Annotated in this window: 16 protein-coding genes and 1 pseudogene; 2 read left to right on the forward strand and 15 right to left on the reverse strand. The window is 69.8% G+C overall.

What is annotated here, in order from left to right; translation table 11 throughout:
* Window positions 1-14 precede the first annotated feature (14 nt).
* The 8 genes and pseudogenes from I8J32_RS10525 to I8J32_RS10560 all read right to left on the reverse strand — a co-directional run bounded on the left by I8J32_RS10525 (window position 15) and on the right by I8J32_RS10560 (window position 11486).
* The gene (locus I8J32_RS10525; protein WP_200611851.1) at window positions 15-1352 is read right to left on the reverse strand and encodes a M48 family metalloprotease; all 1338 of its coding nucleotides are present in this window, start codon (window positions 1350-1352) and stop codon (window positions 15-17) included.
* The gene (locus I8J32_RS10530; protein WP_200611853.1) at window positions 1328-3208 is read right to left on the reverse strand and encodes a CHASE2 domain-containing protein; all 1881 of its coding nucleotides are present in this window, start codon (window positions 3206-3208) and stop codon (window positions 1328-1330) included. The genes I8J32_RS10525 and I8J32_RS10530 overlap by 25 nt, the downstream gene beginning before the upstream one ends.
* Before the next feature lie 111 nt (window positions 3209-3319).
* A complete protein-coding gene (locus I8J32_RS10535) occupies window positions 3320-4201 on the reverse strand; it encodes a polyprenyl synthetase family protein (protein WP_200611855.1) in 882 nt (293 codons plus the stop codon).
* Window positions 4194-4478 carry an exodeoxyribonuclease VII small subunit gene (locus I8J32_RS10540; RefSeq protein WP_200613082.1) on the reverse strand — a complete coding sequence of 95 codons (285 nt, stop codon included), beginning with the start codon at window positions 4476-4478 and terminating at the stop codon, window positions 4194-4196. Before I8J32_RS10540 ends, I8J32_RS10535 begins: the two co-directional genes overlap by 8 nt.
* 73 nt (window positions 4479-4551) lie before the next feature.
* Entirely contained in the window at window positions 4552-5862 is a 1311-nt protein-coding gene (gene tilS, locus I8J32_RS10545; protein ID WP_200613084.1) for a tRNA lysidine(34) synthetase TilS, read from the reverse strand.
* Between the two features lie 99 nt (window positions 5863-5961).
* Window positions 5962-6921 (reverse strand): annotated as a pseudogene (locus tag I8J32_RS10550) (acetyl-CoA carboxylase carboxyltransferase subunit alpha).
* 128 nt (window positions 6922-7049) lie between these two features.
* Window positions 7050-10583 (reverse strand): DNA polymerase III subunit alpha, encoded by a 3534-nt coding sequence (gene dnaE, locus I8J32_RS10555; RefSeq protein WP_200611857.1) that lies wholly within the window; start codon window positions 10581-10583, stop codon window positions 7050-7052.
* Window positions 10584-10847: 264 nt separating this feature from the next.
* Window positions 10848-11486 (reverse strand): YkvA family protein, encoded by a 639-nt coding sequence (locus I8J32_RS10560; RefSeq protein ID WP_200611858.1) that lies wholly within the window; start codon window positions 11484-11486, stop codon window positions 10848-10850.
* 134 nt (window positions 11487-11620) lie between these two features.
* On the opposite strand from I8J32_RS10560, the gene I8J32_RS10565 reads away from it, so the two are divergent.
* Together I8J32_RS10565 and I8J32_RS10570 are read left to right on the forward strand one after the other, a co-directional pair.
* On the forward strand, window positions 11621-13825 hold the full coding sequence (locus tag I8J32_RS10565; RefSeq protein ID WP_200611860.1) for a winged helix-turn-helix domain-containing protein: 2205 nt from the start codon (window positions 11621-11623) through the stop codon (window positions 13823-13825).
* A 10-nt stretch (window positions 13826-13835) separates the two neighbouring features.
* Entirely contained in the window at window positions 13836-14297 is a 462-nt protein-coding gene (locus tag I8J32_RS10570) for a hypothetical protein (protein ID WP_200611862.1), read from the forward strand.
* A 45-nt stretch (window positions 14298-14342) separates the two neighbouring features.
* On the opposite strand, the gene I8J32_RS10575 is transcribed toward I8J32_RS10570, so the two are convergent.
* The 7 genes from I8J32_RS10575 to bamA form a co-directional block, all read right to left on the reverse strand.
* The gene (locus I8J32_RS10575) at window positions 14343-14978 is read right to left on the reverse strand and encodes a YkvA family protein (protein ID WP_200611864.1); all 636 of its coding nucleotides are present in this window, start codon (window positions 14976-14978) and stop codon (window positions 14343-14345) included.
* 186 nt (window positions 14979-15164) lie between these two features.
* The gene (locus I8J32_RS10580) at window positions 15165-15821 is read right to left on the reverse strand and encodes a ribonuclease HII (protein WP_207526555.1); all 657 of its coding nucleotides are present in this window, start codon (window positions 15819-15821) and stop codon (window positions 15165-15167) included.
* 77 nt (window positions 15822-15898) lie between these two features.
* A complete protein-coding gene (gene lpxB / locus I8J32_RS10585; protein WP_245156509.1) occupies window positions 15899-17047 on the reverse strand; it encodes a lipid-A-disaccharide synthase in 1149 nt (382 codons plus the stop codon).
* A 203-nt stretch (window positions 17048-17250) separates the two neighbouring features.
* Window positions 17251-18033 (reverse strand): acyl-ACP--UDP-N-acetylglucosamine O-acyltransferase, encoded by a 783-nt coding sequence (lpxA, locus tag I8J32_RS10590; protein WP_200611872.1) that lies wholly within the window; start codon window positions 18031-18033, stop codon window positions 17251-17253.
* Window positions 18030-18491, reverse strand: a complete 462-nt coding sequence (gene fabZ, locus I8J32_RS10595) for a 3-hydroxyacyl-ACP dehydratase FabZ (protein ID WP_200611875.1) — start codon at window positions 18489-18491, stop codon at window positions 18030-18032. The genes lpxA and fabZ overlap by 4 nt, the downstream gene beginning before the upstream one ends.
* Before the next feature lie 135 nt (window positions 18492-18626).
* Window positions 18627-19646 (reverse strand): UDP-3-O-(3-hydroxymyristoyl)glucosamine N-acyltransferase, encoded by a 1020-nt coding sequence (gene lpxD, locus I8J32_RS10600; protein WP_200611877.1) that lies wholly within the window; start codon window positions 19644-19646, stop codon window positions 18627-18629.
* A 23-nt stretch (window positions 19647-19669) separates the two neighbouring features.
* On the reverse strand, window positions 19670-22195 hold the full coding sequence (gene bamA, locus I8J32_RS10605) for an outer membrane protein assembly factor BamA (RefSeq protein WP_207526557.1): 2526 nt from the start codon (window positions 22193-22195) through the stop codon (window positions 19670-19672).
* Window positions 22196-22302: the final 107 nt, after the last annotated feature.

The raw sequence follows: 22302 nt of genomic DNA on the forward strand, positions 1-22302 counted from the left end.
CGATGCCGCGGGGCCTACTTGCTGGCGGTGTACCCGGCGACCTTGGCGCTGCGCCCGTCCAGGCTGTCCATGCGGGCCTCGAGGGACGGGTGGGTCTTGTAGAGCTGCTCCAGGTTGCCCTTGGCACTGCCACGCGCGGCCATCTTCTGCAGCACCATGTACAGCGCCAGCGGATCGTAGCCGGCGCGGGCCAGGTAGATCTCGGCCGCCTCGTCCGAGCGGTACTCGACATCCTGGTCGAGCCTCTGCATCAGCACGCTCGCACCGAAACGGGCGACATAGTCCTTGACCATGGAGCCGGCGACACCCCCTCCGACGGTGACGTTGGACGCCGCGATGTCCTTCAGTTCCGCGGTCGAGTGCTGCTTCTGGATCACGTTGTAGTGGTCGCGCTGCACGGCGTGGCTGATTTCATGGCCGAGCACCGCGGCGACTTCATCGTCGGTGTCCAGCAGTTCGTACAGGCCCTGGGTGATCAGGATGTAGCCGCCGGGCGCGGCGAAGGCGTTGATGTCGCCGGTCTTGATCACGCCGAAGCTCCACGGCAGGTCCGGCCGGGTGGTCTGCGAGGCGACCCAGCGGCCGATGCGGTTGACCCGCTCCTGCGCCGCGGGGTCATCGACGAGATTGGCGGCGCCCAGCACGCGACCGGCGATCTCCGGCCCCAGGGCCAGTTCCTCGGCGGACTGCTCGGCTTCGGACTTGCCGGTGGTGGCCGAGGCCACGTCGATCGCCGAACCGGCCGTGCCGCCGACGCCGATCGCGCCCAGCACGCCGCGCAGGGCGGACAGCCCGCCGCGCTTCTGCGCCTGCGACGCGCTGCCCTTGCCGGCCTTGGCGTTGGGCTTGAACTCCGCCGCGTATTCGACCTTGCGCGTCTTCAGCCCATGGCCCTTGGCGTGCTGCGCCGCGGCCTGCGGGGCGACGCGGTTGGCTTCCAGCTCCGCGAACTCCTGCGCGTTGAACGAGGCCACCTTCAGGTCGTTCTCGTTGAGGCCGCGCACGCCGGCGGTTTCCTTGACCTGGCCCGCGCCGGCCATGTTCTTGAACAGGCCGCCCTTGCCCCCCTTGGCTGCGGTGCCCGTCGACATGCGCACGTCATTGACACGCACGAAGCCCGCGCCGCCCGCCGTCTCCACCTTGAACCAGAGCCCCTGCTGGCCGGCGACGGTGATTTTCTGGTCGCGCTTGAGCGTGGTCACCGTGGTCGAGCCGAAGTCGGGGGCGCTCTTCACCTCCACTGCCGGCTTGTGCACGACGGCCGTGGCGCCGGCGGCGGCGGCGAGCGCGGCCACGCTCAGGGCCAGGCTTAACGGAACGATGAAGCTCAGGCGGTGGAAGGCTGCTCGCATTCGGGTTCTCCGGAAGATATTTCGCTTTGGTTGACTAACGTATTTCGCGGGCAAAGCGGCCACTCTTCGCTGGCATTGAGCACCTTGCCGAGCGCTTCGCGCAGGCGCAGGCGCTCTCCGCGATCGGAGTCGTCCAGGTCATCGTCCACCAGCGCACTGATCGTGCACACCTTGATGGTGCCATCGTCGTCGAGGCGGTCATCGAGTTCATTCAGGTGAACGTACAGGTCGTCCAGGTCCTGTTCGGCCAGTCGCAGTGCGTGCCCACGGTCGGGCGCGTGCCACACCAGCAGCATCAGGTCGTCCAGCGTGCCGTGCAGCCAGCTCTTGCGTTCGACCACGCCTTCCAGCATCACCGCGTTGCTGCCGGCATAGAGGAAGCGGCGCAGGCGGCGGCGATATTCACGGCGACGGCGCGCGGCGGCCTTGCGGTCGAGCGAGGGGTAGGGGACGAAACGCACGCGCCCCAGCACCAGCCAGCGGTCGCGCCTGGGATCGAAGACGGTGATGAAATCCTCGTGGCCAACCGCGCGCCCGCGCTGCACCGCGGCCCAGGTGCGGCACAGGCCGAAGCACAGGCTGACGAAGCCGATGCTGGCGTAGATGTCGAAGAACACACCGTAGAAAGTCAGGCCCGCGTAGGCGGCGCCCAGCAGCACCAGGTTGGTGGCCACGAAGATCGAGTCGATGTCGTTGGCCGGTTCGCCGCGGAAGAAGGCGAAGGCGGTGAGCAGCACCAGGACCGCCGCCAGCACGTACTTGAGCCAGGTCGGCGGCATCCAGATCGCGCTGTGGTCCACCAGTGCGGCGGTTGCTTCGGCCTGGATCTCCACGCCGTTCGTCGCGGCGCTGATCGGTGTGGGCTTGATGTCATTGAGACCGGAGGCGGTCCAGCCGACCAGCGCGATCTTGCCTTTCAGCGACGGAACCTTGTCGCCGCGCTTGCCCATGCAGATGGGCTTGCCCTCGATGAGGTTGGCCGCGCTGACGTACTGCAGGCGGTTCTGGCTGCGCCAGTTGATGCGGATCTTGTCGGGGAAACTGGCCGGGGGATCGCCCGAGTCGTAGGCGGCCAGCCGCAGCGCCATGGACGGAATTCCCCAGTCGCCTTCGGTGCTGCGCAGGCTGACGTCACGGATCACGCCGTCGGCAGCGCGGTCGATGTCGAGCAGGCCGGATTGCCGGCGCATCGCTTCGCCGTAGGGCAGCAGCAGCGCGACTTTCGGGCCCGGCTTCGCGGCGTTGCGCGTGAGCGCGAAAGCACCCGGTGCCTGCGAGGCCGGCGTCGCGCCTTCCGACGCGTCGAACGCGCGGTCCACGCGCGAGGCGCCGAAGACGAAGCGTCCTTCGCCCCCCTGCGCCATCGCTTCGAGCACGCTGTCGCCCATCGGGTCCTGCGTCGACGGATCGACGAACAGCACGTCGTAGCCCACCGCCCGCACGCCGGCGCGGTCGAGCGCGTCCAGCAGGTCGGCGTGGCGCTGGCGGCTGAGCGGCCAGCCGCCTTCGCCGAGCTGGCGGAAGTGTTCGATGGTGCAGTCGTCGATCTCGACCACCACCACCCGCTTGGAGGCTTCCGGCTGGAACGGACGGCTCTTGATGACCTTGTCGAAGACCGCGTCTTCGGCGGCATCCAGCGAGCGGCGCTCAGGTTGCCAGTCCCAGGCAAGCCAGCCGATCGCGGCGATCGCCAGCAGCGGGTAGAAGGCGAAGCGAAGGCGGCCCACCAGCCAGGACAGCGGCCGCTTGTAGTAGCTCTCGAGCCTGCCCCAGGCACCGATGAAGCTGCTGGCGGCGCCGGCCATCCACGCGTCGATCCAGCTGAGCAATGTGCGTGTGCGCTGGCGCAGCGTCACTGGCCGTCTCCCCATTCGGCAATGGGGCAAGCCTACGCCCAAAGGTGGGGCCGCCCCAATGCCACAGGTCAGCCGGCCGCGGTTACTGCAGGGGAGCCGGTGGTTGCAGCTTCAGTGGCTGCGGTCGATCGCGCGATGGCCCAGCGCGTCCAGGCGCGCGGCGGCGTCGCCAAACGGTGCCAGCGCCTCGCGCATGACGACGGCCAGTTCGTCCAGCCGCGCGCGCGAGGCGGCGAGCCCGATCAGCGCGGGGAAAGTCGCCTTGTCCTGCGCGGCGTCCTTGCCCGCGGTCTTGCCCAGGGCCGCGCTGTCGCCTTCCACGTCCAGCAGGTCGTCGCGGATCTGGAAGCCCAGGCCCAGTGCGTCGGCGAAGCGGTCCAGGCGCTGCAGCGTGTCCGCCTCGACGCCGGCGGCCAGCGCGCCCAGGCGCACGCTGGCCCGGAGCAGCGCGCCGGTCTTGAGGGCGTGCAGGCGCTGGAGTTCGGGAACCGCCATGGTGGCCGCGTTGCCCGTGGCGTCGATGTCGAGCGCCTGTCCGCCGCACATGCCGGCCGCACCGGCCGCGATCGCCAGCTCACGCAGCATCGCCACGCGTCGGGCGTCGTTGACGGGGGCGTCGGCCAGCAGTTCGAAGGCCAGCGACTGGAGCGCGTCGCCGGCGAGGATCGCAGTGGCCTCGTCGAAGGCGACATGCACCGTGGGCTTGCCGCGGCGCAGGCTGTCGTCGTCCATTGCCGGCAGGTCGTCGTGCACGAGCGAGTAGGCGTGGATCAGCTCCACGGCGGCGGCGGGCGCGTCGAGCACGGTTTCACTGGCGCCGAATGCGGTCCCCGCGGCGTACACCAGCAGCGGCCGCATGCGCTTCCCACCGTCGAGCACGGCGTGGCGCATGGCGCCATGCAGTCGGCGGGGCGAGTGTTCCGGCAGGGGCAGGGCGCGCTCGAGGACCGCCTCGATCCGCACCCGCCAGGCGGCGAAGGCGGACTCAGGCATCGGGCGAGGCGAAGGGCTCGGCGCTGGCCGGGTCCTGCGGATCGCTCAGCAGCCGCACGCGCAGTTCGGCCTGCTCCAGCGCGGTCTGGCACCGGCGGTACAGCCCGACGCCGCGCTCATAGGCCGCCAGCGATTCCTCCAGGCTCATCTCGCCGCGTTCCATCTGTTCGACCAGCAGTTCCAGGGCATCCAGGGAACGTTCGAAATCCGCGACGGGGGACGCACCCGTGGCGGCTGCCTCGGAGCTGCCCGCGCCGGCCTGCGCCGTCGAAAGCATCGGATCGGAACTGTCGGGGAGGTCGGGGGATTTGCGGGCCATGGGTGAAGTGTAGCCGCCGCGTGCAGGCGGGTCAGCCGGGAATTGATTCAGAAGGGGTCCAGCGCAGGCGCGCGCCGCGCTCGCGCAGCCAGGTGTCCATGGTGGCGGAAAGCACGAGGTCGCCCGCGGCCAGCACCTCCCCGGCGGCCGTGCTCAGCAGGGGCAGGCGCTCGCGCTCCCACGGTGGGATGCACTGGTCCTGCAGGACATGCTTGAGTGCATGGGAATGGCTCCGCCCGGGCAGCGTGATGCGCTCGCCACCCTGGCGGGCGCTGACGAGCACCGGCGGATCGAAGCGCGCCGCACCTTCCACGATCAACATGCCACCGCCGGGAAGTGCCAGCGGCGCGCCGCCGTCCCAGGCCTGCGTGAACGCTGCCGGCAGCGCGTCCCGGATCACGCCGGCATGCAGCAGGTCCGCCCACGCCTGCACGCGGGCCTGCCGCCAGTCGAATCGCGCGCGGGCGTCGCCGTCGGCGAACAGCAGGTCGCGTTCGATATGGACCAGGCCCTGGCCAGGCAGCGGTGGCAGGCCCAGTTCCTGGATCCAGCGTCGCAGCGCGCGCGCGCGTCGCGCGGGTTCCAAGTCGCGCAGCGCTGCGCGCGACAGGACCGCCGGATCGGCCGTCCGCGCGAGGGCCAGTGCCTGGGCGTCTTCCGCGGCCAGCAGCGCGTGCGCCTCGCCTGAAAGGGCTGCCGAACGGGCTAACGCGGCGCCGGCATGCGGCCAGCGTTCGCGCAGCAGCGGCAGCACGCGGTGGCGCAGGAAGTTGCGGTCGAGGGTGGTGTCCCGGTTGCTGGGGTCTTCCATCCAGCGCAGTCCATGCGCGCGGGCGTGGGCTTCGAGCTGTGCACGCGTGAGTCCCAGCAAGGGGCGCCACATCCAGCCGAGACCGAACGGACGCCAGGGCGTCATCGCCGCGAGCCCTTCCGGGCCGGACCCGCGCAGTGCGCGCAGCAGGAAGGTCTCGGCCTGGTCGTCCAAGTGGTGGGCGAGCGCCAGTACGTCGCCATCGGCGATCCCGGCTTCGAACGCGGCATGGCGCGCGCGGCGCGCGGCCGCCTCGAGGCCTTCGCCTTCGCCGTGGGAAACCTCTACGCGTGCGATCGAAAGCGGTACGTCCAGCGCGTGGCACAGCCCGGCGCAGTGCCGCGACCAGGCATCTGCCTGGGCCTGGAGGCCATGATGGACGTGCAGGGCCCGCAGGCCGCGCGCGCGCGCCTGGGGCTGCGCCGCCAGCAAGTGCAGCAGCACGCACGAATCCAGTCCGCCGCTGAGCGCGACGACGAATCCGCCCGATCCCGTCCGGGCGAGGGTGTCTTCGCTGAGGAACGCGTCCAGGGTCACGGCGGCATCCTAGCGTGCGCGCGTGCTACAGCACCGGAAACCGCGCGACGATCCCGACCCGCCGTGGCGGCCGGGCATCGGCGCCCATGCCGGTCAGAGCGCTTCGTACGCGCCGTAGCCGCGCAGGCGGCGGTAGCGGCCTTCCAGCAGCTGCGGCACCGGGATGTCCTGCAATGCGTCGAGTTCGTTGACCAGCACCGCTTTCAGGCGCTTGGCCATCTGCACCGGATTGCGGTGCGCGCCGCCGATGGGTTCGCGCACGATCTTGTCGATCAGGCCGAACTCCTTGAGGCGCTTGGCGGTCATGCCCAACTGCTCGGCCGCATCCTTGGCCTTCTCGGCGGTCTTCCACAGGATCGAGGCGCAGCCTTCGGGCGTGATCACCGAGTACGTGCTGTATTCGAGCATCAGCGTGCGGTCGCCCACGCCGATCGCCAGCGCGCCACCGGAGCCGCCTTCGCCGATCACGGTGCACACGATCGGCACCTTGAGTTCAGCCATCTCCAGCAGGTTGCGGGCGATGGCCTCGGACTAGCCGCGCTCCTCGGCGTCGATGCCGGGCCAGGCGCCGGCGGTATCGATGAAGGTCAGCACCGGCAGGCCGAAACGTTCGGCCAGCTTCATCAGGCGCAGCGCCTTGCGATAGCCCTCCGGCTTGGGCATGCCGAAATTGCGGCGCACCTTGGCCTTCGTGTCGCGGCCCTTCTCGTGGCCGATCACCACGACGCTGCGGCCGTCGATGCGCGCCAGGCCGCCGACGATGGCGTTGTCATTGGCGAAGGCGCGGTCGCCGGCCAGCTCCTGGAATTCGTCGCAGATCACGCGCAGGTAATCGAGCGTGTACGGGCGCGAGGGATGACGGGAGAGCTGGGAGATCTGCCACGGGCTCAGGTCGCGGAAGATGTGCGCGGTGCGCACGCGCAGCTTCTCGCGCAGGGCGTGGACTTCGGCATCGACATTGACCGCCGGGCCATGGCTGGCATGGAGCACTTCCTGGATACGGGCTTCCAGGTCGGCGATGGGCTGTTCGAAGTCGAGGTAGTTCGGGTTCATGCGCGGGCCGGGGCCGGTGAGGCCGGGAAGTTTAGCCGAGGTGACGGGAAGGGGCCGTACGGGGGCGACTGTTGGGGCCCCCGCGCCGCCGGGACGTGACGCAGGTCCGCCCGGAGCGGCCGCGGGGCTCAGTTGGCCCAGGGCTTGGAAAAGGCCAGCTTCACGGTCCGCACGCCGGGCTGCGAGCGCAGCGCACCAGGCAGGTCGGCGTCCACGCGGACGGACTGGCTGCCGTTGAGGTCGAGCATGCCGGCCGCGCCCTCACGCAGCAGGTCCAGGCGCAGGGGCGTGGAGCCAGGGCGGTTGCGCGAGAGCAGGGATTCCACGCGCGACCAGGTGCCGGGCACGCGCAGGTCCAGTCGCAGCGACAGGCGCTGTGCATGCCGGCTGCACAGTTGCGCGTAATCCCAGCAGCGCGCGGCCTTGAGCGCGAACCCGCCGCTGAAGGCGTCCTCTCTCAGCCCGCCCTGCACGATGAGCAGGCGGTCGCGCGCGATCAATGACGCGAACTCGGTGTAGGTCTCGGAGAAGAACGCGCACTCCAGGCGGCCGCGGCCGTCCTCGATCTGCACGAACATCTGGCTGTCGCCCTTCTTGCGCAGGCCGACCACCAGGCCGGCCACCACCATTTCCAGTTCCGGGCGCCAGCCGCTGCGCGCGCTTTCCGGGCGGCCTTCCCAGATGCGTTCCAGGTCGCCCAGGTCGTGGCCCACCAGGCCGCGGAGTTCATCCCGGTAGGGGTCGAAGGGATGGCCGCTGAGGTAATGGCCGAGCGTCTCACGCTCGCCGGTGAGCACCTGCACCAGCGGCCATTCGTCGACTTCGCGCAGTTCGATCTGCAATGCCGGCGCGGCGGCCTGGCCGCCGAAAAGCGAGACCTGGCCGGCTTCGCGTTCGCGCGCGAGCTGGTCGGTGGCGCGCAGCACCTCGGGCATCTGCAGGCTCAGGCTGGCGCGGTTCTTCCCCAGCGCGTCGAGTGCGCCGGCCTGGATGAGGGCTTCCAGCGCGCGCTTGTTGAGCTTGCCGCTATCCACCCGCTTGCAGAAGTCGAGCAGGTCGGTGAAATGCCCGTTCGCCGCTCCGCCCGCCCGGCGCGCCTCCACGATGGCCTCGCACGCGCCACGGCCGACGCCCTTCACTGCGCCGATGCCGTAGCGGATCGTGTCCGGCGTGGTGGCCTCGAACATGTAGGCCGAGGCGTTGACGTCGGGGGGCAGCATCGTCAGGCCCATGGCACGGGCCTCGTCGAGGAAGCCGACCACCTTGTCGGTGTTGTCCATGTCCGAGGAGAGCACCGCGGCCATGAACTCGGCCGGGTAATGCACCTTCAGCCAGGCGGTCTGGTAGGCGACCAGCGCATAGGCGGCCGAGTGCGACTTGTTGAAGCCGTACTCGGCGAACTTCTCCATCAGGTCGAAGATCGGGCTCGCCTGGCGCGAGGGGATGCCACGTTCCGCGCAGCCGGCCTCGAACTTGGCGCGCTCCTTGGCCATTTCCTCGGGCTTCTTCTTGCCCATCGCGCGGCGCAGCATGTCGGCGCCGCCCAGCGTGTAGCCGGCCAGGACCTGGGCGATCTGCATCACCTGTTCCTGGTACACGATCACGCCGTAGGTGGGCGCCAGCACCGGCTCCAGTGATTCGTGCGGATAGGTGACCTGCGCGTTGCCGTGCTTGCGGTCGACCCAGTCCCGGTCCATCCCCGAGCCCAGCGGGCCCGGGCGGAACAACGCGGCCAGCGCGATGATGTCCTCGAACGTGTCAGGTTTGGCGCGCTTGAGCAGCTCGCGCATGCCGCGCGATTCGAACTGGAACACCGCCACCGAGTCGCCGCGCGCGAACAGCTCGTAGGTGAGCTTGTCGTCCAGCGGCAACGCGGTGATGTCGAGCGCGTCCTGGCCCTCGCGCGCGCGGCGCACGTTGATGGCCTTCACCGCCCAGTCGATGATCGTGAGCGTGCGCAGGCCCAGGAAGTCGAACTTCACCAGGCCGACGGCTTCCACGTCGTCCTTGTCGAACTGGGTGACCGGATTGCGTCCGCGTCCCTCGCCGTCGTGTTCGGCGAAAAGCGGGCAGAAGTCCGACAGCGGCGAGGGCGCGATGACCACGCCGCCGGCGTGCTTGCCGGCGTTGCGGGTGAGGTCTTCCAGGCTGCGGGCGAGGTCCAGCAGGTCGCGGACGTCGTCTTCGGCGTGGTAGCGCTGGATCAGTTCGCTCGAGGCGAGGTTGCTGTCCTTCTTCGCCGCTTCCGATTCGCCCAGCGCGTCGTCCAGGCAGATGCCCAGCGTGTTCGGGATCAGCTTGGCGATGCCGTCGACGAAGCCGTACGGGTGGCCCAGCACGCGGCCCGAATCGCGGACGACGGCCTTGGCCGCCATGGTGCCGTAGGTGATGATCTGCGAGACGCGGTCGCGGCCGTACTTGCGCGCGACGTAGTCGATCACCTCGTCGCGGCGATCCATGCAGAAGTCGATGTCGAAGTCGGGCATCGACACGCGTTCGGGGTTGAGGAACCGCTCGAACAGCAGGTCGTAGGGCAGCGGGTCCAGGTCGGTGATGCCCAGCGCCCACGCCACCAGCGAGCCGGCGCCCGATCCGCGGCCCGGGCCGACCGGGATGCCCTGCGCCTTGCCCCAGTTGATGAAGTCCGCAACGATCAGGAAGTAGCCGGGGAACCCCATCTTGATGATGACGTCCAGCTCGATGTCCAGGCGCGCGTCGTAGTCCTCGCGCGTCTTGCCCTCCGCCAGCGGCGCTTTCTCCAGGCGTCCGGCGAGGCCTTCGCGGGCGCTGCTGCGCAGCCAGGATTCGATCGTGTGGTCGCTGGGCACCGGGAAGGCCGGCAGCGCATATTCACCCAGCTTCATGGTGACGTTGCAGCGCGTGGCCAGTGCGACGGCGTTGTCGAGGGCGTCGGGGATGTCGGCGAACAGGGCCGCCATGTCTCCCGAGGATTTCAGGTACTGCTCGGCGCTGTATTCCTTCGGGCGCTTGGGATCGTCGAGCACGCGGCCCGACGCGATGCACACGCGCGCCTCGTGCGCCTCGAAGCCGTCGGCATCGAGGAAGCGCACATCGTTGCTGGCCACCACCGGCAGGCCGCGGCGCGTGGCGGTGTGCAGCGCGAAGGCGTTGAACGTCTCCTCGCCCTCGCGGCCGGTGCGGGTCACCTCCAGGTGCAGGCGGTCACCGAACACGCCGCGCCAGTCGGCGAGCGAGGCCTCGGCCAGTTCGAACCGCTGCGAGGTCGCCAACCGCCCGGCCAGGCTGTGCCGGCCCAGCAGGGCGAACAGGCCTTCGTTGTCCTCGCGCAGCCAGTCGGGGCGGATCGCCACGCCGTCGACGCGGTGGCCTTCCATCCAGGCGCGCGACAGCAGGCGCGAGAGGGTGAGATAGCCGGTCCGGTCGCGGCACAGCACGGTCATGCGGGCCGGCGCCTCGTTGCCGTCGGCCAGGCCGATATCGGCGCCGATGATCGGCTTGATGCCCGCGGCCTCCGCGGCCTTGTAGAACTTCACCGCCGCGAACAGGTTGTCCAGGTCGGTGAGGGCGACGGCAGGCTGGCCGATCTTCGCGCAGCGTTTGACCAACTCGGCGATCCGGATCGTCGAGTCGGCGAGGGAATACTCGCTGTGCAGGTGGAGATGAACGAAACGTGCGGACATGCGGGCCGTCAAAGGCTGAGCACGCAGGGTAGCAGCACGGTCGCCGCGGACAAGGCTTGCGCCGCGCCACGGATAGTGCTGACCGGGTCGCGGGCGGGCCGGGTCGCACGCGGGGTCCGCCGGCAAAACGAAGGCCGCCCATGGCGGCCTTCGATCCGGTGCCTTGTCGATCCCGGGTCCAGCCGCCCGTGGCACCTCCAATCCCTGTGTTGCCGCTGGTGCGCCATCTTCCCTGGGCGGATTTCCGCAGCAGGACGACCCGACCTAGTGGATGAAGAACCGTCCGGCCGGCGTCGGCAGGTAGCTGCTGGTGAAGATGCGTTCCCGCTGCGCTGCCAGCGCGACTTCGGCATGACGCGCCTGTTCCCAGTCTTCGCGGGTGAAGCGGAATCCGCGGGGCGCCGGCGACATCCGGGCCTCCAGGGCGCGAACGCGGCGGTAGTCGAGGTACTGGGCGACTTCCTCGCCCACCTGCGGCCAGGCCGTCTCGACGACGATGGCGTCGTCCAGGCGTCCCAGGCTCGGCAGCTGGTCCGGGATCAGGTCTCCGGAGCTGTCCAGGTATTCCATGACCAGCTGGGCGATGCCGAGGGCGTCATTGGCGGCGTTCCAGTTGGCGTCGGTCGCCATGCGCCGCAGCGCCGTGGCCCGCTTGAGCTGGTAGGCGATGCAGGCCGGGGTGTCGTTGCCCTGGCGGCAGACCTGGCGGGCGGCGGTGGCCACCTGGTCGCGGTCCAGCGGGGCCTCTTCACGGCCCAGGCGCCGCAGCAGCACGTTGAAACTGTCCAGGCGCGCCGCATCCAGCACGAAATCGGCAATGTGGCGGCGGCGGTGGGGGCCGGGGACCACAGGATTGGAGGCGAGGATCTGCGGCAGGTTGTTGTCGATGAGGACGGCGTTCATGGCGGTGTCTCGGGGGGAGGGCACCCATCTGGTGCATGGCCAGCGTCCATTTTCGGTGCGTTTAATTCATGAGGTGGCCGGGAGCCTTGAAATCCGGTACGCGCAGATTTGTGAGGGAGTCGTGAGGTTTTCAGATGGTCCGGCCAACGGGGGCGGGCAACGGGGATGAACAGGGCGAGTGCTATCGCTTCGGCGAAGTCGTGGTCGACGTCCGCGCGCACACCATCACCCGTGCCGGGCAGGCCCAGTCGGTCGAGCCGAAGGCCTTCGCCGTGCTGCTGGTCCTGCTGCGCCATGCCGACCAGCTGGTCCTGCGCGACGTCCTGCTGGACGAGGTCTGGGGCCATCGCCACGTCACCCCGAATGTCCTGACCCGGGCCATCGCCCAACTGCGCGCCGCACTGGGCGACCACCCGCACCAGCCGGAGTTCATCCAGACCCAGCACGCGCTGGGGTACCGCTTCATCGGTCAGCTGATCGAGGATCCGGCCGCGTGTCCGCCCGTGGCCGATGAGGATGTCCCGCAGGCGCCTGCGCCCGTGGCGGAACCCGCGGAAGCCATGGCGGCGCCGGAGCGGTTCAGCGACCGGCGGCGGCCCGTCGTGGAACCCGGGAAGACCGCGCGGAGCGGGAGACGGCTCTGGCTGGGAGCGGGCCTGGCGGCGGTTCTGGTGGCTGCCGGCGCGGCGTGGTTCCTGTACCCGTCCGCGCCCGGGCACAAGGCGGCCGACCCGTCGGTGGCCGTGCTGCCCTTTGCCACCCTCGGCGGAGCGTCGGGGGACGACTATTTCGCGCGCGGTCTCGCTGTCGAGATGCACGACGCGCTCGCCGGCGTACCGGGGCTGAAGGTCGCTGCATATCCCTCGCTGGACGGGGCACGCCAGGACCTCGACGCGGTGTCCGTCGGCAAACGCCTCGGCGTGGCCACGGTGCTCGACGCGACCGTGCGCCGTGAGGGCAAGCGCGTGCGCGTCAATGCACGGCTGACCGATACGCGCACCGGATTCACCCTGTGGGCGCAGTCCTACGATCGCCGGTCATCCGACCTGCTGGCGGTGCAGAGCGAGATCGGCGAAGAGGTCGTGCGCGCGCTGCTGGGCGTGTTGCCCGAACCCGGACGTCCGGCCCTGCAGCGCAGGCTCGCTCCCACGCGCAACCTCGCCGCCTACGACCTGTACCTCAAGGGACTGGGCCAGTTGCGGCAACCCGGCACGGCGCCCGCGGCGGCGATCGCGTCATTCCGGCAGGCCCTCGCGGGCGACGCCACGTTCGCTCGTGCGCAGGCCGGCATCTGCCGTGGCGAGCTGCTGCAGTTCGAAGCCGAACGCAATGCCGCGGCTTTCGCGCGGGCAAGCTCGGCGTGCACGCAGGCCGAACGCATGGATCCACGCCTGCGCGAAGTAAGCCTGGCGATGGGCGAGATGCACCGCATCAGCGGCGACCTTGAGGCCGCGACGCGTGCCTACACGCGGGCGCTGGAAGACATCTCGCTGCGACCCGATGCCTACATCGGCCTGGCACGCGTGGAGAACTCGCGCGAGCGCAACGACGTGGCGATGGATTACATCGAGCGCGCCCACCAGCTGCGCCCGGGCGATGCCCAGCTCCAGCGCGAACGCGGCTACCTGCACTACCTCCAGGGCAACCTCCCGGCGGCCATCGACGCCTATCGCATCGCCACCACGCTGGAGCCCGATGACGCGGCCACGTGGAGCAGCCTGGGCGGCCTGCAACTGACCAAGGGCGACGCCGCGGCCGCCGCGTCCGCCTTCCTGCGCTCGCTCTCGATCGAACCCAGCTACGGCGCACTGAGCAACCTGGGCACGTTGCGCTACGAAGAGGGGCGCTACGCGGAAGCGGCCGCCCTCTATCGGCAGGCGGCAGCGCTCAATGCCGAAGACTTCCGCATCTTCGGCAACATCGGCGACGCCTTGTCGGCGCAATCGGGTGCCACGCCGGAAGCACGCGCGGCCTACGGTCGTGCCGCCGCGATGGCCGGGCGCTACGCCGCGGTCAAGACCGACGACTCGCAGGCCATGGCGCTGCTCGCGTGGTACAGCGCCAACCTCGGCCAGGCGGAGGCCGCGCGGCAATGGCTCGCCAAGGCCGAGGCGCTGCGCAGCGAGGAAGGGGAAGTGGCCCTGCTCGCGGCCCAGACGCTGGCGCGACTGGAAGACGGGGACGCCGCGCGCGCGCGGCTGGTCCGTGCCCGCAACCTGCAGGTGCCCGAACGGCGGATCCGGGCATCGCCGCTGCTGCGCCGCCTGGGCGGTCCAGGCAACCCCTCGGGCGCGCGTGCAGCGCATTCGCCCGCATCCGCTACCCCCACCACTCCATGAGGTCGTCGACATGCACACTTCCACGATGCGCGCTTCCACGATGCGCGCTGCCACGCTGGTCATCGCCGTTCCACTGCTGGCCATGCTGGCCGCCTGCGCGCGCCAGCCCAGCCCCCCGGGCCTGGCCGAAGAAGACGGGGAGTCCTGCGCCGTGCCGGCCCACGGCAAGAAGGTGTACATCGACGTGGCCTACGACGGCAGCGGACGTCCCTCGGTGACGCCGGACGAATGCGAGGTCGACAACGGCACCGCGATCGTCTGGCGCACGGCCAAGGACGTGAAGGGCGCGTTCGAGATTGAATTCGAGGGCGAAAGCGCCGCAGGCCCGGGCGCGCCAAAGCGCGTGCGCTCGGAAGAGAAGGACGCGCGGCAGAAGGCCCAGGTGACGTCGGAAAACAAGGTCGCCCGCTACAAGTACGCGATCGAGGCCAACGGCCATCGCGTCGATCCGGCGATCATCATCCGGCGCTGAGCGCGACGACCGCCTGCCCGGGCCGCGCCGGCGCGCGGCCCCGGATCACTTCACCCGCAACTGGTATTCCTGGGTGTAGCCCACGAAATGCTCGTCGGCGATGCGGGTGTTGAGCCGCAGCAGTTCCAGTTCGGCAAGACGGTCGCGCAGCCAGGCTTCGCGCTGTTGCGTGGGCGATCCGGCGGGATGCTCGGTGTTGCGGTAGTTGCAGAAGTCGCGGTATTCGTCGGCTTCGGCGGCGAAGGCGGGCCAGGCCAGTTCGATCAGCAGCACGTCGTCCAGGCGGCCCAGCAGCGGCAGGCTGTCGGGGATCAGGTCGTCCTCGCGATCGACGTAGGCCAGCAGCTTGTCGATCCGCTTGCGCTGGGCTTCGTGGCAGTCCCAGGCGGGGTCCTGCACCAGTGCGCGCAGTTCGTCCATGCGCGACAGGCGGGCATCGAGTTCCTCGACGGCCTCCTCTTCGCGCAGCGACAGCAGCCACGCGGCCAGTTGCTGCAGGCGGGCCTGGTCGACACGCGCTGCATCGGGATAGAGCTCGTGGACGAGGTTGTCGAACTGCGTCACTGCCGGGCCCGACAGCGCGATTTCCGCAAAGCCCGCCGGTGCGCCGAGGTCGTCGCTGATGCCGCCGCGGTACTGCTCGTAGGGCAGCGGGCGGGCGGTGGGGGTGGGATGGGGCATGCGCATGCTTCACCTCGCATCCGGCCGTCTCTCCCTGCGGAGCCGCGTGCCGGCCGGGAGGCTCACGCGACCCAGGATGTCTCGTGGAATTCCATGATGCGCCGCCGGCGGGGGCAGGCAAGCCGGGTTCCGACAGACGGTCCAGCCGGCGTTCGGTTTGCTGAACCCGCGGCCGGCGGGCAGCGCTCAGGCGGGCAGGGGATCGCCGGCCGGCAGGCCGAACAGGTCGCCCTGCGCGATGCGGACCGGGGCGAAGCTACGGCGGTGCTGCGGACACGGTCCGTGCTGCTGGAGCGCGGCCAGGTGGGCCGGCGTTCCGTAGCCCTTGTGCTCGTGGAACCCGTAAACGGGCCACTGGGCGTGCAGGTCCCGCATGTGCCGGTCGCGGGCGACCTTGGCCAGGATGGAAGCGGCCATGATCGCGCGGTCGCGGGCGTCGCCGCCGATCCAGGCTTCCGCGCGGCAGGGCAGGCCGGGCGGCACCGCGTTGCCGTCGATGCGGGCCTCGTCGGCCACGTGCATCACGCCCTCGAGCGCGCGCCGCATGCCCTGCATGGTGGCGTGGAAGATATTGATGCGGTCGATCTCCTCGACTTCGACGAACACCACCTTGAACGCCAGTGCGCGCTGGACGATGCGGTCGTAGAGGACCTCGAGGCGCGCGGCGTCCAGCTGCTTGGAATCGTCCAGCCCGTTGATCGGCGTGCGGCCGGGGGCGAACACGACGGCGGCCACGACCACCGGGCCCGCCAGCGGCCCGCGGCCGGCCTCGTCGATGCCCGCGATGCGCAGGCTGCGCGGGTCGATCGGGGGCGGCGAAGGCAGGAGCGGAGCGTCGGACATCGCGGTGGAGAGGCGGCAGGCGGGCGCAGCTTGCGCGAGGATCACGCGTTCACGCAAGCCGGAAACGACGCGCTGGCTTACCCGATCAGCTCGAGCACCGCATCGGCGGCACGGGCGGAGGCGTCCTGCCGCAACTGCTCGTGGATCGCGCGGAAGCGGGGCGCCAGCCGCGCGGCGACGGCGGGGTCGCCGAGGGCCTGCGCCGTGGCCTGCGCGAGGCGTTCGGGCGTGCAGTCGTGCTGCATCAGCTCCGGCACGAGCGCTTCGCCGGCGAGCACATTGGGCAGCGAATAGCGGTCGACCTTGAGCATCCCCAGGCCCTTGACGAGCGCGTAGGTCAGCGGGGCGACCTTGTAGGCCACCACCATCGGGCGCTTGGCCAGCAGGGCTTCCAGCGTGGCCGTGCCCGAGGCCAGCAGGACCGCATCGCTGGCGATCATCAGCGGCCGCGCCTCGCCGCGCAGGATCCGCAGGCAGCGGTGCAGCGCCTGCGCGTCCGGATGTGCCGCCAGGACGCGGGAAAACGCCTGCGCCGCGGCTTCGTTGGCCATCGGCACGACGACCTGCAGTTGCGGGTCGCCGGCCAGCAGGCGGGCGGCGGCGGCGAGGAAGTCGCTGCCCAGCCGGGTGATCTCGCCCACGCGCGAGCCCGGGAGCAGGGCGAGCACGGGCCGGTCGGCGTCGAGCCCCAGGCGCATGCGGGCACCGGCGCGGTCCGGCTCGAGCGGCATCTCGTCCGCCAGCGGATGGCCTACGAAGCGGGCGTCGACGCCGTGGCGGGCGTAGATGGCCGGCTCCATCGGAAACAGGCAGAGCACGCGGTCGGCCGAGCGCCCGATCTTCGAAGCGCGCTTCTCGCGCCAGGCCCAGACCGACGGACTGACGTAGTGCACGGTGCGCACGCCGCGCTGCTTGAGCCAGCGCTCCACGCCCAGGTTGAAGTCCGGGGCGTCGATGCCGACGAAGACGTCCGGGGCCCAGTCCACCACGCGCTCGCGCAGTTCGCGGCGCACGCGCAGCAGGCGCGGCAAATGACGCAGGACTTCCGCCAGGCCCATCACGGCCAGTTCGGTCGCGTCGAACCAGGTCTCCATGCCGGCGGTGCGCATCGCTTCGCCGCCGATCCCCGCGAACTGCGCCTCGGGATGGCGCCGGCGCAGTTCGGCGATCAGGCCCGCGCCGAGCAGGTCGCCGGAGGCCTCCCCGGCCACGAGCGCGATGCGCAGCGGACGGCGCGCGGCAGTCGGCGTGTCGGACGCTGCCGGGGCGCGGACGGCCGAAGCGGACGGAAAGGACGAGACCGGTGGGGACTGGGACAACGAAGGCTCCTGCGGACGCGTCGCGGCGACGCGGCATGGTCGGGCATCACAGGCGCATTCTGCCCCAGCACCGGGATGCGCAGCCGGGTCGTTTGTCGACCCGTATGGCCTCAGCGCAGCAGGCCGCGCTGGGCGCCGTCGATGAAGGAGACGAACTCGCGAACGTCCTCGCTCTGCGCGGCGATTTCCTCCAGCCGGGCGCGGGCGTCGTCGAGCGAGGCGCCGGACATGTACAGCGCGCGGTAGGCGCGCTTGATCGCGGCGATGCGTTCGCTGTCGAAGCCGCGACGTTTCAGCCCTTCGCTGTTGATGCCGCGCGGCTTGCCATAGCCTTCCTGGGCGACCATCACGAACGGCGGCACGTCGCCGTTGACGAAGGCGCCCATGCCGATGAACGCATGCGCGCCGATCCGGCAGAACTGGTGGATGCCGGCGAAGCCGCTGAGGATTACGTGGTCGCCCACGGTCACGTGGCCGGCCAGGGTCGCGTTGTTGGAGAACACGCAGTGGTTGCCGACATGGCAGTCGTGGGCCACGTGGGTGTAGGCCAGCAGCCAGTTGTCGTTGCCCACGCGGGTGACGCCGCCACCGCTGCCGGTACCGCGGTTGACGGTGCAGAACTCGCGGAACAGGTTGCGGTCGCCGATCTCGAGCCCGACGCGCTCGCCGGCGTATTTCTTGTCCTGGGGCTCGCCACCGATAGCGCAGTGGCCGACGAAGCGGTTGTCGCGTCCGATCGTGGTCGGGCCCTGCACGCTGCAATGCACGCCAAACGTGGTGCCGTCCCCCACCACCACATCGTTGCCGATGTAGCAGAACGCGCCCACCTGCACGCCCTCACCGAGCGTCGCGCCCGGCTCGACCACCGCGGTGGGATGGATCAGCGCACTCATGCCTCGCCCTTGACCTCGGCGCAGAGGATCTCGGCGCTGGCGGCCACCTCGCCATCCACGCGCGCGGTGCCGATGTACAGCGCCATGTTGCGGATGGTGCGCTTGAGCGTGACGTCCAGTTCGAGCCGGTCGCCCGGGACCACCATGCGCGAGAAACGTGCGTTGTCGACCTTCACCAGGTAGAACAGCTTGCCGTCGGTGCCGGCCTCGTTGGACAGCTGGGTGAGGATGCCGCCGGCCTGGGCCAGCGCTTCCACGACCAGCACGCCGGGCATCACCGGGTGGCCCGGGAAATGGCCGTTGAAGAAGGGTTCGTTGCAGGTGACGTTCTTGTACGCCAGCACGCGCTTGTGGGGCTCCAGCTCGAGCACGCGGTCGACCAGCAGGAACGGATAGCGGTGCGGCAGCAGCTTCTGGATCGCGGTGACGTCGAGGGGCAGTTGAAGAGGCTGGGTCATCATCGATTCCTGGTGCGACGGGGCCGCGCGTGGCAAACGGCGATTATCCGCTTTCTCCGCCCGGTGGTCTGCCTCGGCAACATGCGCGTGCGTACGTCGCGGGGTCTGCGCGGCGCGGCGGCGGCTGCGCAAGGGTCAGTCGGTGTCCCGCGCGGGCCCTAAACGGCGCGCCAGCGCATCGAGCTTCTTGAAGCGCGCGGCGTTCCGGCGCCAGCTGCGATTGTCCATCAGCGGCGTGCCCGAGGAGTATTCGCCGGGTTCGCGGATCGAATGGGTCACCAGGCTCATCGCGGTGATCACGACCTTGTCGCAGATCTCCAGATGGCCCACCACGCCGGCGCCGCCGCCGATGAGGCAGTAGCGGCCGATGCGCGCGCTGCCGGCCACCGCCGAGCAGCCGGCCATGGCGGTGTGGGCGCCAATGTGGACGTTGTGGCCCACCTGGATCTGGTTGTCGAGGCGGACATCCTCCTCGATCACCGTGTCCTCGATCGCGCCGCGGTCGATGGTGGTGTTGGCGCCGATCTCGCAATCGTCGCCGATCACCACGCCGCCCAGCTGCGGCACGTTGAGCCAGCGGCCGGCGTCCATGGCCAGGCCGAAGCCGGCCGCGCCCAGCACGGCGCCGGGATGCACGACGACGCGTTGTCCCAGGCGCACGCGCGTGACCAGGGTCACCCGCGCCACCAGTTCACAGCCGGGGCCGACCACGCAATCCTCGCCGATGATGCAGCCCGGGCCGACCACCGCCCCGGCCTCGATGCGGCTGCGCTCGCCGATGCTGACGAACGCGCCCACGTGGGCGGACGGGTCAACAACGGCATCGGCGGCGATGTCGGCCGACGGATGGATGCCCGCGTCGCGACGCGGCGTCGGGGCGAACAGTGCGGAGATGCGGGCGAACGCGGCATACGGATCGCGCGCCACCAGCGCGGTGCCGGCGTGCGCGGCGGCGTCATCGGCGCCAAGCACGACCACGCTGGCGCGCGAGTCGGCCAGCTGGCTGCGGTACTTGCTGTTGGCCAGGAAGGCCAGCTGCCCGGCCTGCGCGCGGGCGAGCGTGCCCACGCCGTGGACCCGCACGGCGCCGTCGCCCTGCAGGTCCAGGCCGAATTGCCGGGCCAGGTCGGCGGCGCTGTAGTCGGGTCGTTCCACGTCGGGCCCGGTTCGCCCCGCCGTCAGAAGTTGCCGCCGAAGGTGAACTGCAGGCGCTCGGTCTTGTCTTCGTCCTCGGTACGCAGCGGCAGCGCGTAGCTGATCGAGATCGGACCCATCGGCGAACGCCACATCAGCGAGATGCCCGCCGAGGCGCGCAGTTCACCGGCGTCGAAGCTGTCCACGTCCTTGTAGACGTTGCCGAAGTCGACGAAGGCCGACGGACGCGCGGCCGGGGAGTCGAACAGGCTCGGGAAGTAGAACTCCAGCGAACCCACGGTCTTGAGCGCGCCACCGATGGGCTGGGTGGCGCAGGTCGCGCAGGGGCGCTCGCGCGGACCCAGCGTGTTGTCGACGAAGCCGCGCACCGAGCGCACGCCACCGGCGTAGAAGTTCTCGAAGAAGGGCAGGCCGTCGGCGGTGACCGACTCGATGAAGTCAGGCGAGGTCCCGGGGATGCAGGGATCGCTCGGCTGCGGCGTCTCCGGCGGATCGATCGGATTGCCACCGCCCTCGTCGCTGCCCGGGATGCCGCCGACCGGTGCGCTGAAGCAGATGTTGCGCGTGACCGCGTCGCCGTAGCTGTCGCCGTAGCCCAGTTCGGCGCGGGTGTTGAGCACCAGGTGGCGCGAGATCGGCCAGTACTTGGAGAAGCTGTAGTTGAGCTTGAAGTACTCCACCGTCGAACCCGGCAGCGTGGTCTCCAGCCAGATGCGCTGGTGGGTGCCGCGGCTGGGCGTGAGGGCGTTGTCGACCGAGTTGCGCGACCAGCCCGCTTCCATGCGCCAGGCGTGGAAGGTGCGCGTGTTGAGCGCGGCGATGTAGTCGCGGATCGGCTCGGGCGTGGAGCCGCTGGCCAGGATCTGGTTGGTGTCGATGCCGAACAGGCCCGAGACGGTGTCGGTCTCGGTGATCGGCAGGCCCAGCACCATCTGCGCCGCGCCGGAGTTGCTGTTGTACTGCGCGGTGTTGAAGTCCGAATAGTCCAGCTCGCGCCACCACAGGTTGTAGCCGAGCGAGAGACCGTTATCGAGGAAGTAGGGGTTGAGGAACGAGAAGTCGTAGCGCTGCTGGTAACGGCTGCGCTGCGCCTGCACGGACACGCGGTTGCCGCTGCCCAGGAAGTTGTCCTGCGACACCTGGATCTGCGTGGTCAGGCCGCTGAGCTGCGAATAGCCCAGGCCGAACACGAAGCTGCCCGAAGCGGTTTCCTTGACGTTGACGACCACGTCGACCTGGTCGTCGGTGCCGGCCACCGGCTCGTTCTCGAAGTCGACCGTCTCGAAGTAGCCCAGGCCCTGCAGGCGGATCTTGGAACGGTCCAGCGCGGCCTGCGAGTACCAGCTGCCTTCGAACTGGCGCATCTCGCGGCGCATGACCTCGTCGCTGGTGCGGGTGTTGCCCTTGTAGACGATGTTGCGCACGTTGACGCGCGGACCCGGCACGACCTGCAGGTTGATCCCCACGGTCTTGTCGGCGCGGTTCACGTCCGGAATGGTGTTCACCTGGGCGAATGCGTAGCCCACGTTGCCCAGCGCGGCGGTGATCGAGTCGGAGGTGATCTCGAGGATGCGGCGGGAGAAGATGCTGCCTTCCTTCAGCAGCACCATGTTCTCTACGGTCTCCTTCGGGAGCACGGTGTCGCCGGTGACCTGGACCGAGGAGACGGTGTACTGCTCGCCTTCGGTCAGGCCCGCGCTGATGAACATGTCCTGCCGGTCCGGGCTCATCGACACCTTGGTCGAGTCGACGTTGAAGTCGATGTAGCCGCGGTCCAGGTAATAGTTGTTAAGCTTTTCCAGGTCGCCGGAGAGCTTCTCGCGCGAGTACTGGTCGTCGCGGCGGTACCAGCTGAGCCAGTTGTGCTCGCTGGATTCCCAGTTGTCGAGGATGGCCTTCTCCTCGAACTTCTCGTTGCCCACCAGGTTGATGTGGCGGATGCTCGCGGCCTTGCCTTCCTTGATGGCGATGGTGACGTCGACGCGGTTGCGGTCCAGGCGCTTGACGCTGGGCTCGATCTGCGCGTTGTACTTGCCGCGGTTGTTGTACTGGCGGTTGAGTTCCTGCGTCATCCGGTCAAGGACCAGGCGGTCGAAGGTGTCGCCTTCGGCCATCCCGTTTTCCTTGAGGCCGTTCATCAGGTCCTCGGTCTCGATGTCCTTGTTGCCGGTGATCTCGATCTTGTTGATCGCCGGACGCTCGGTCACGGTGACCACCAGCACGTTGCCCTGGCGGTCCAGGCGCACGTCCTCGAAGAAGCCGGTCTTGTAGAGCGCGCGGATCGCATTGGCCGCGCCGACCGAGTCGAGGGTGTCGCCGCGCTCGACGGGCAGGTAGGTGAAGATCGTGCCGGCGGAGATGCGCTGCAGGCCGTCCACCCGGATGTCGCTGACGGTGAACGCCTCCGGCGACTGGACGCTGGGCGCCACCGGCGCCGGGCCCACGGCAAACGGATCGGCCGACTGCGCCATCGCAGGCAGGGCCGACGCCTGGAACAGGGCGGCGGTAAGGGCGAGGGCGAGCAGGCGGCGATTGGGGAGTCGCGTCATCATCAAATCCGGTTGGGGGTTGCCGCGCCCAGGCTGGGGCGGCAGGTCGAATCGCTGCCGTTTCCAGCCGCAGGGCTGCGCGCCGATCCTGGAGCGCGCCGCGGTGA

The sequence above is a fragment of the Lysobacter solisilvae genome (assembly GCF_016613535.2).
Classification (GTDB): Bacteria; Pseudomonadota; Gammaproteobacteria; order Xanthomonadales; family Xanthomonadaceae; genus Agrilutibacter; species Agrilutibacter solisilvae.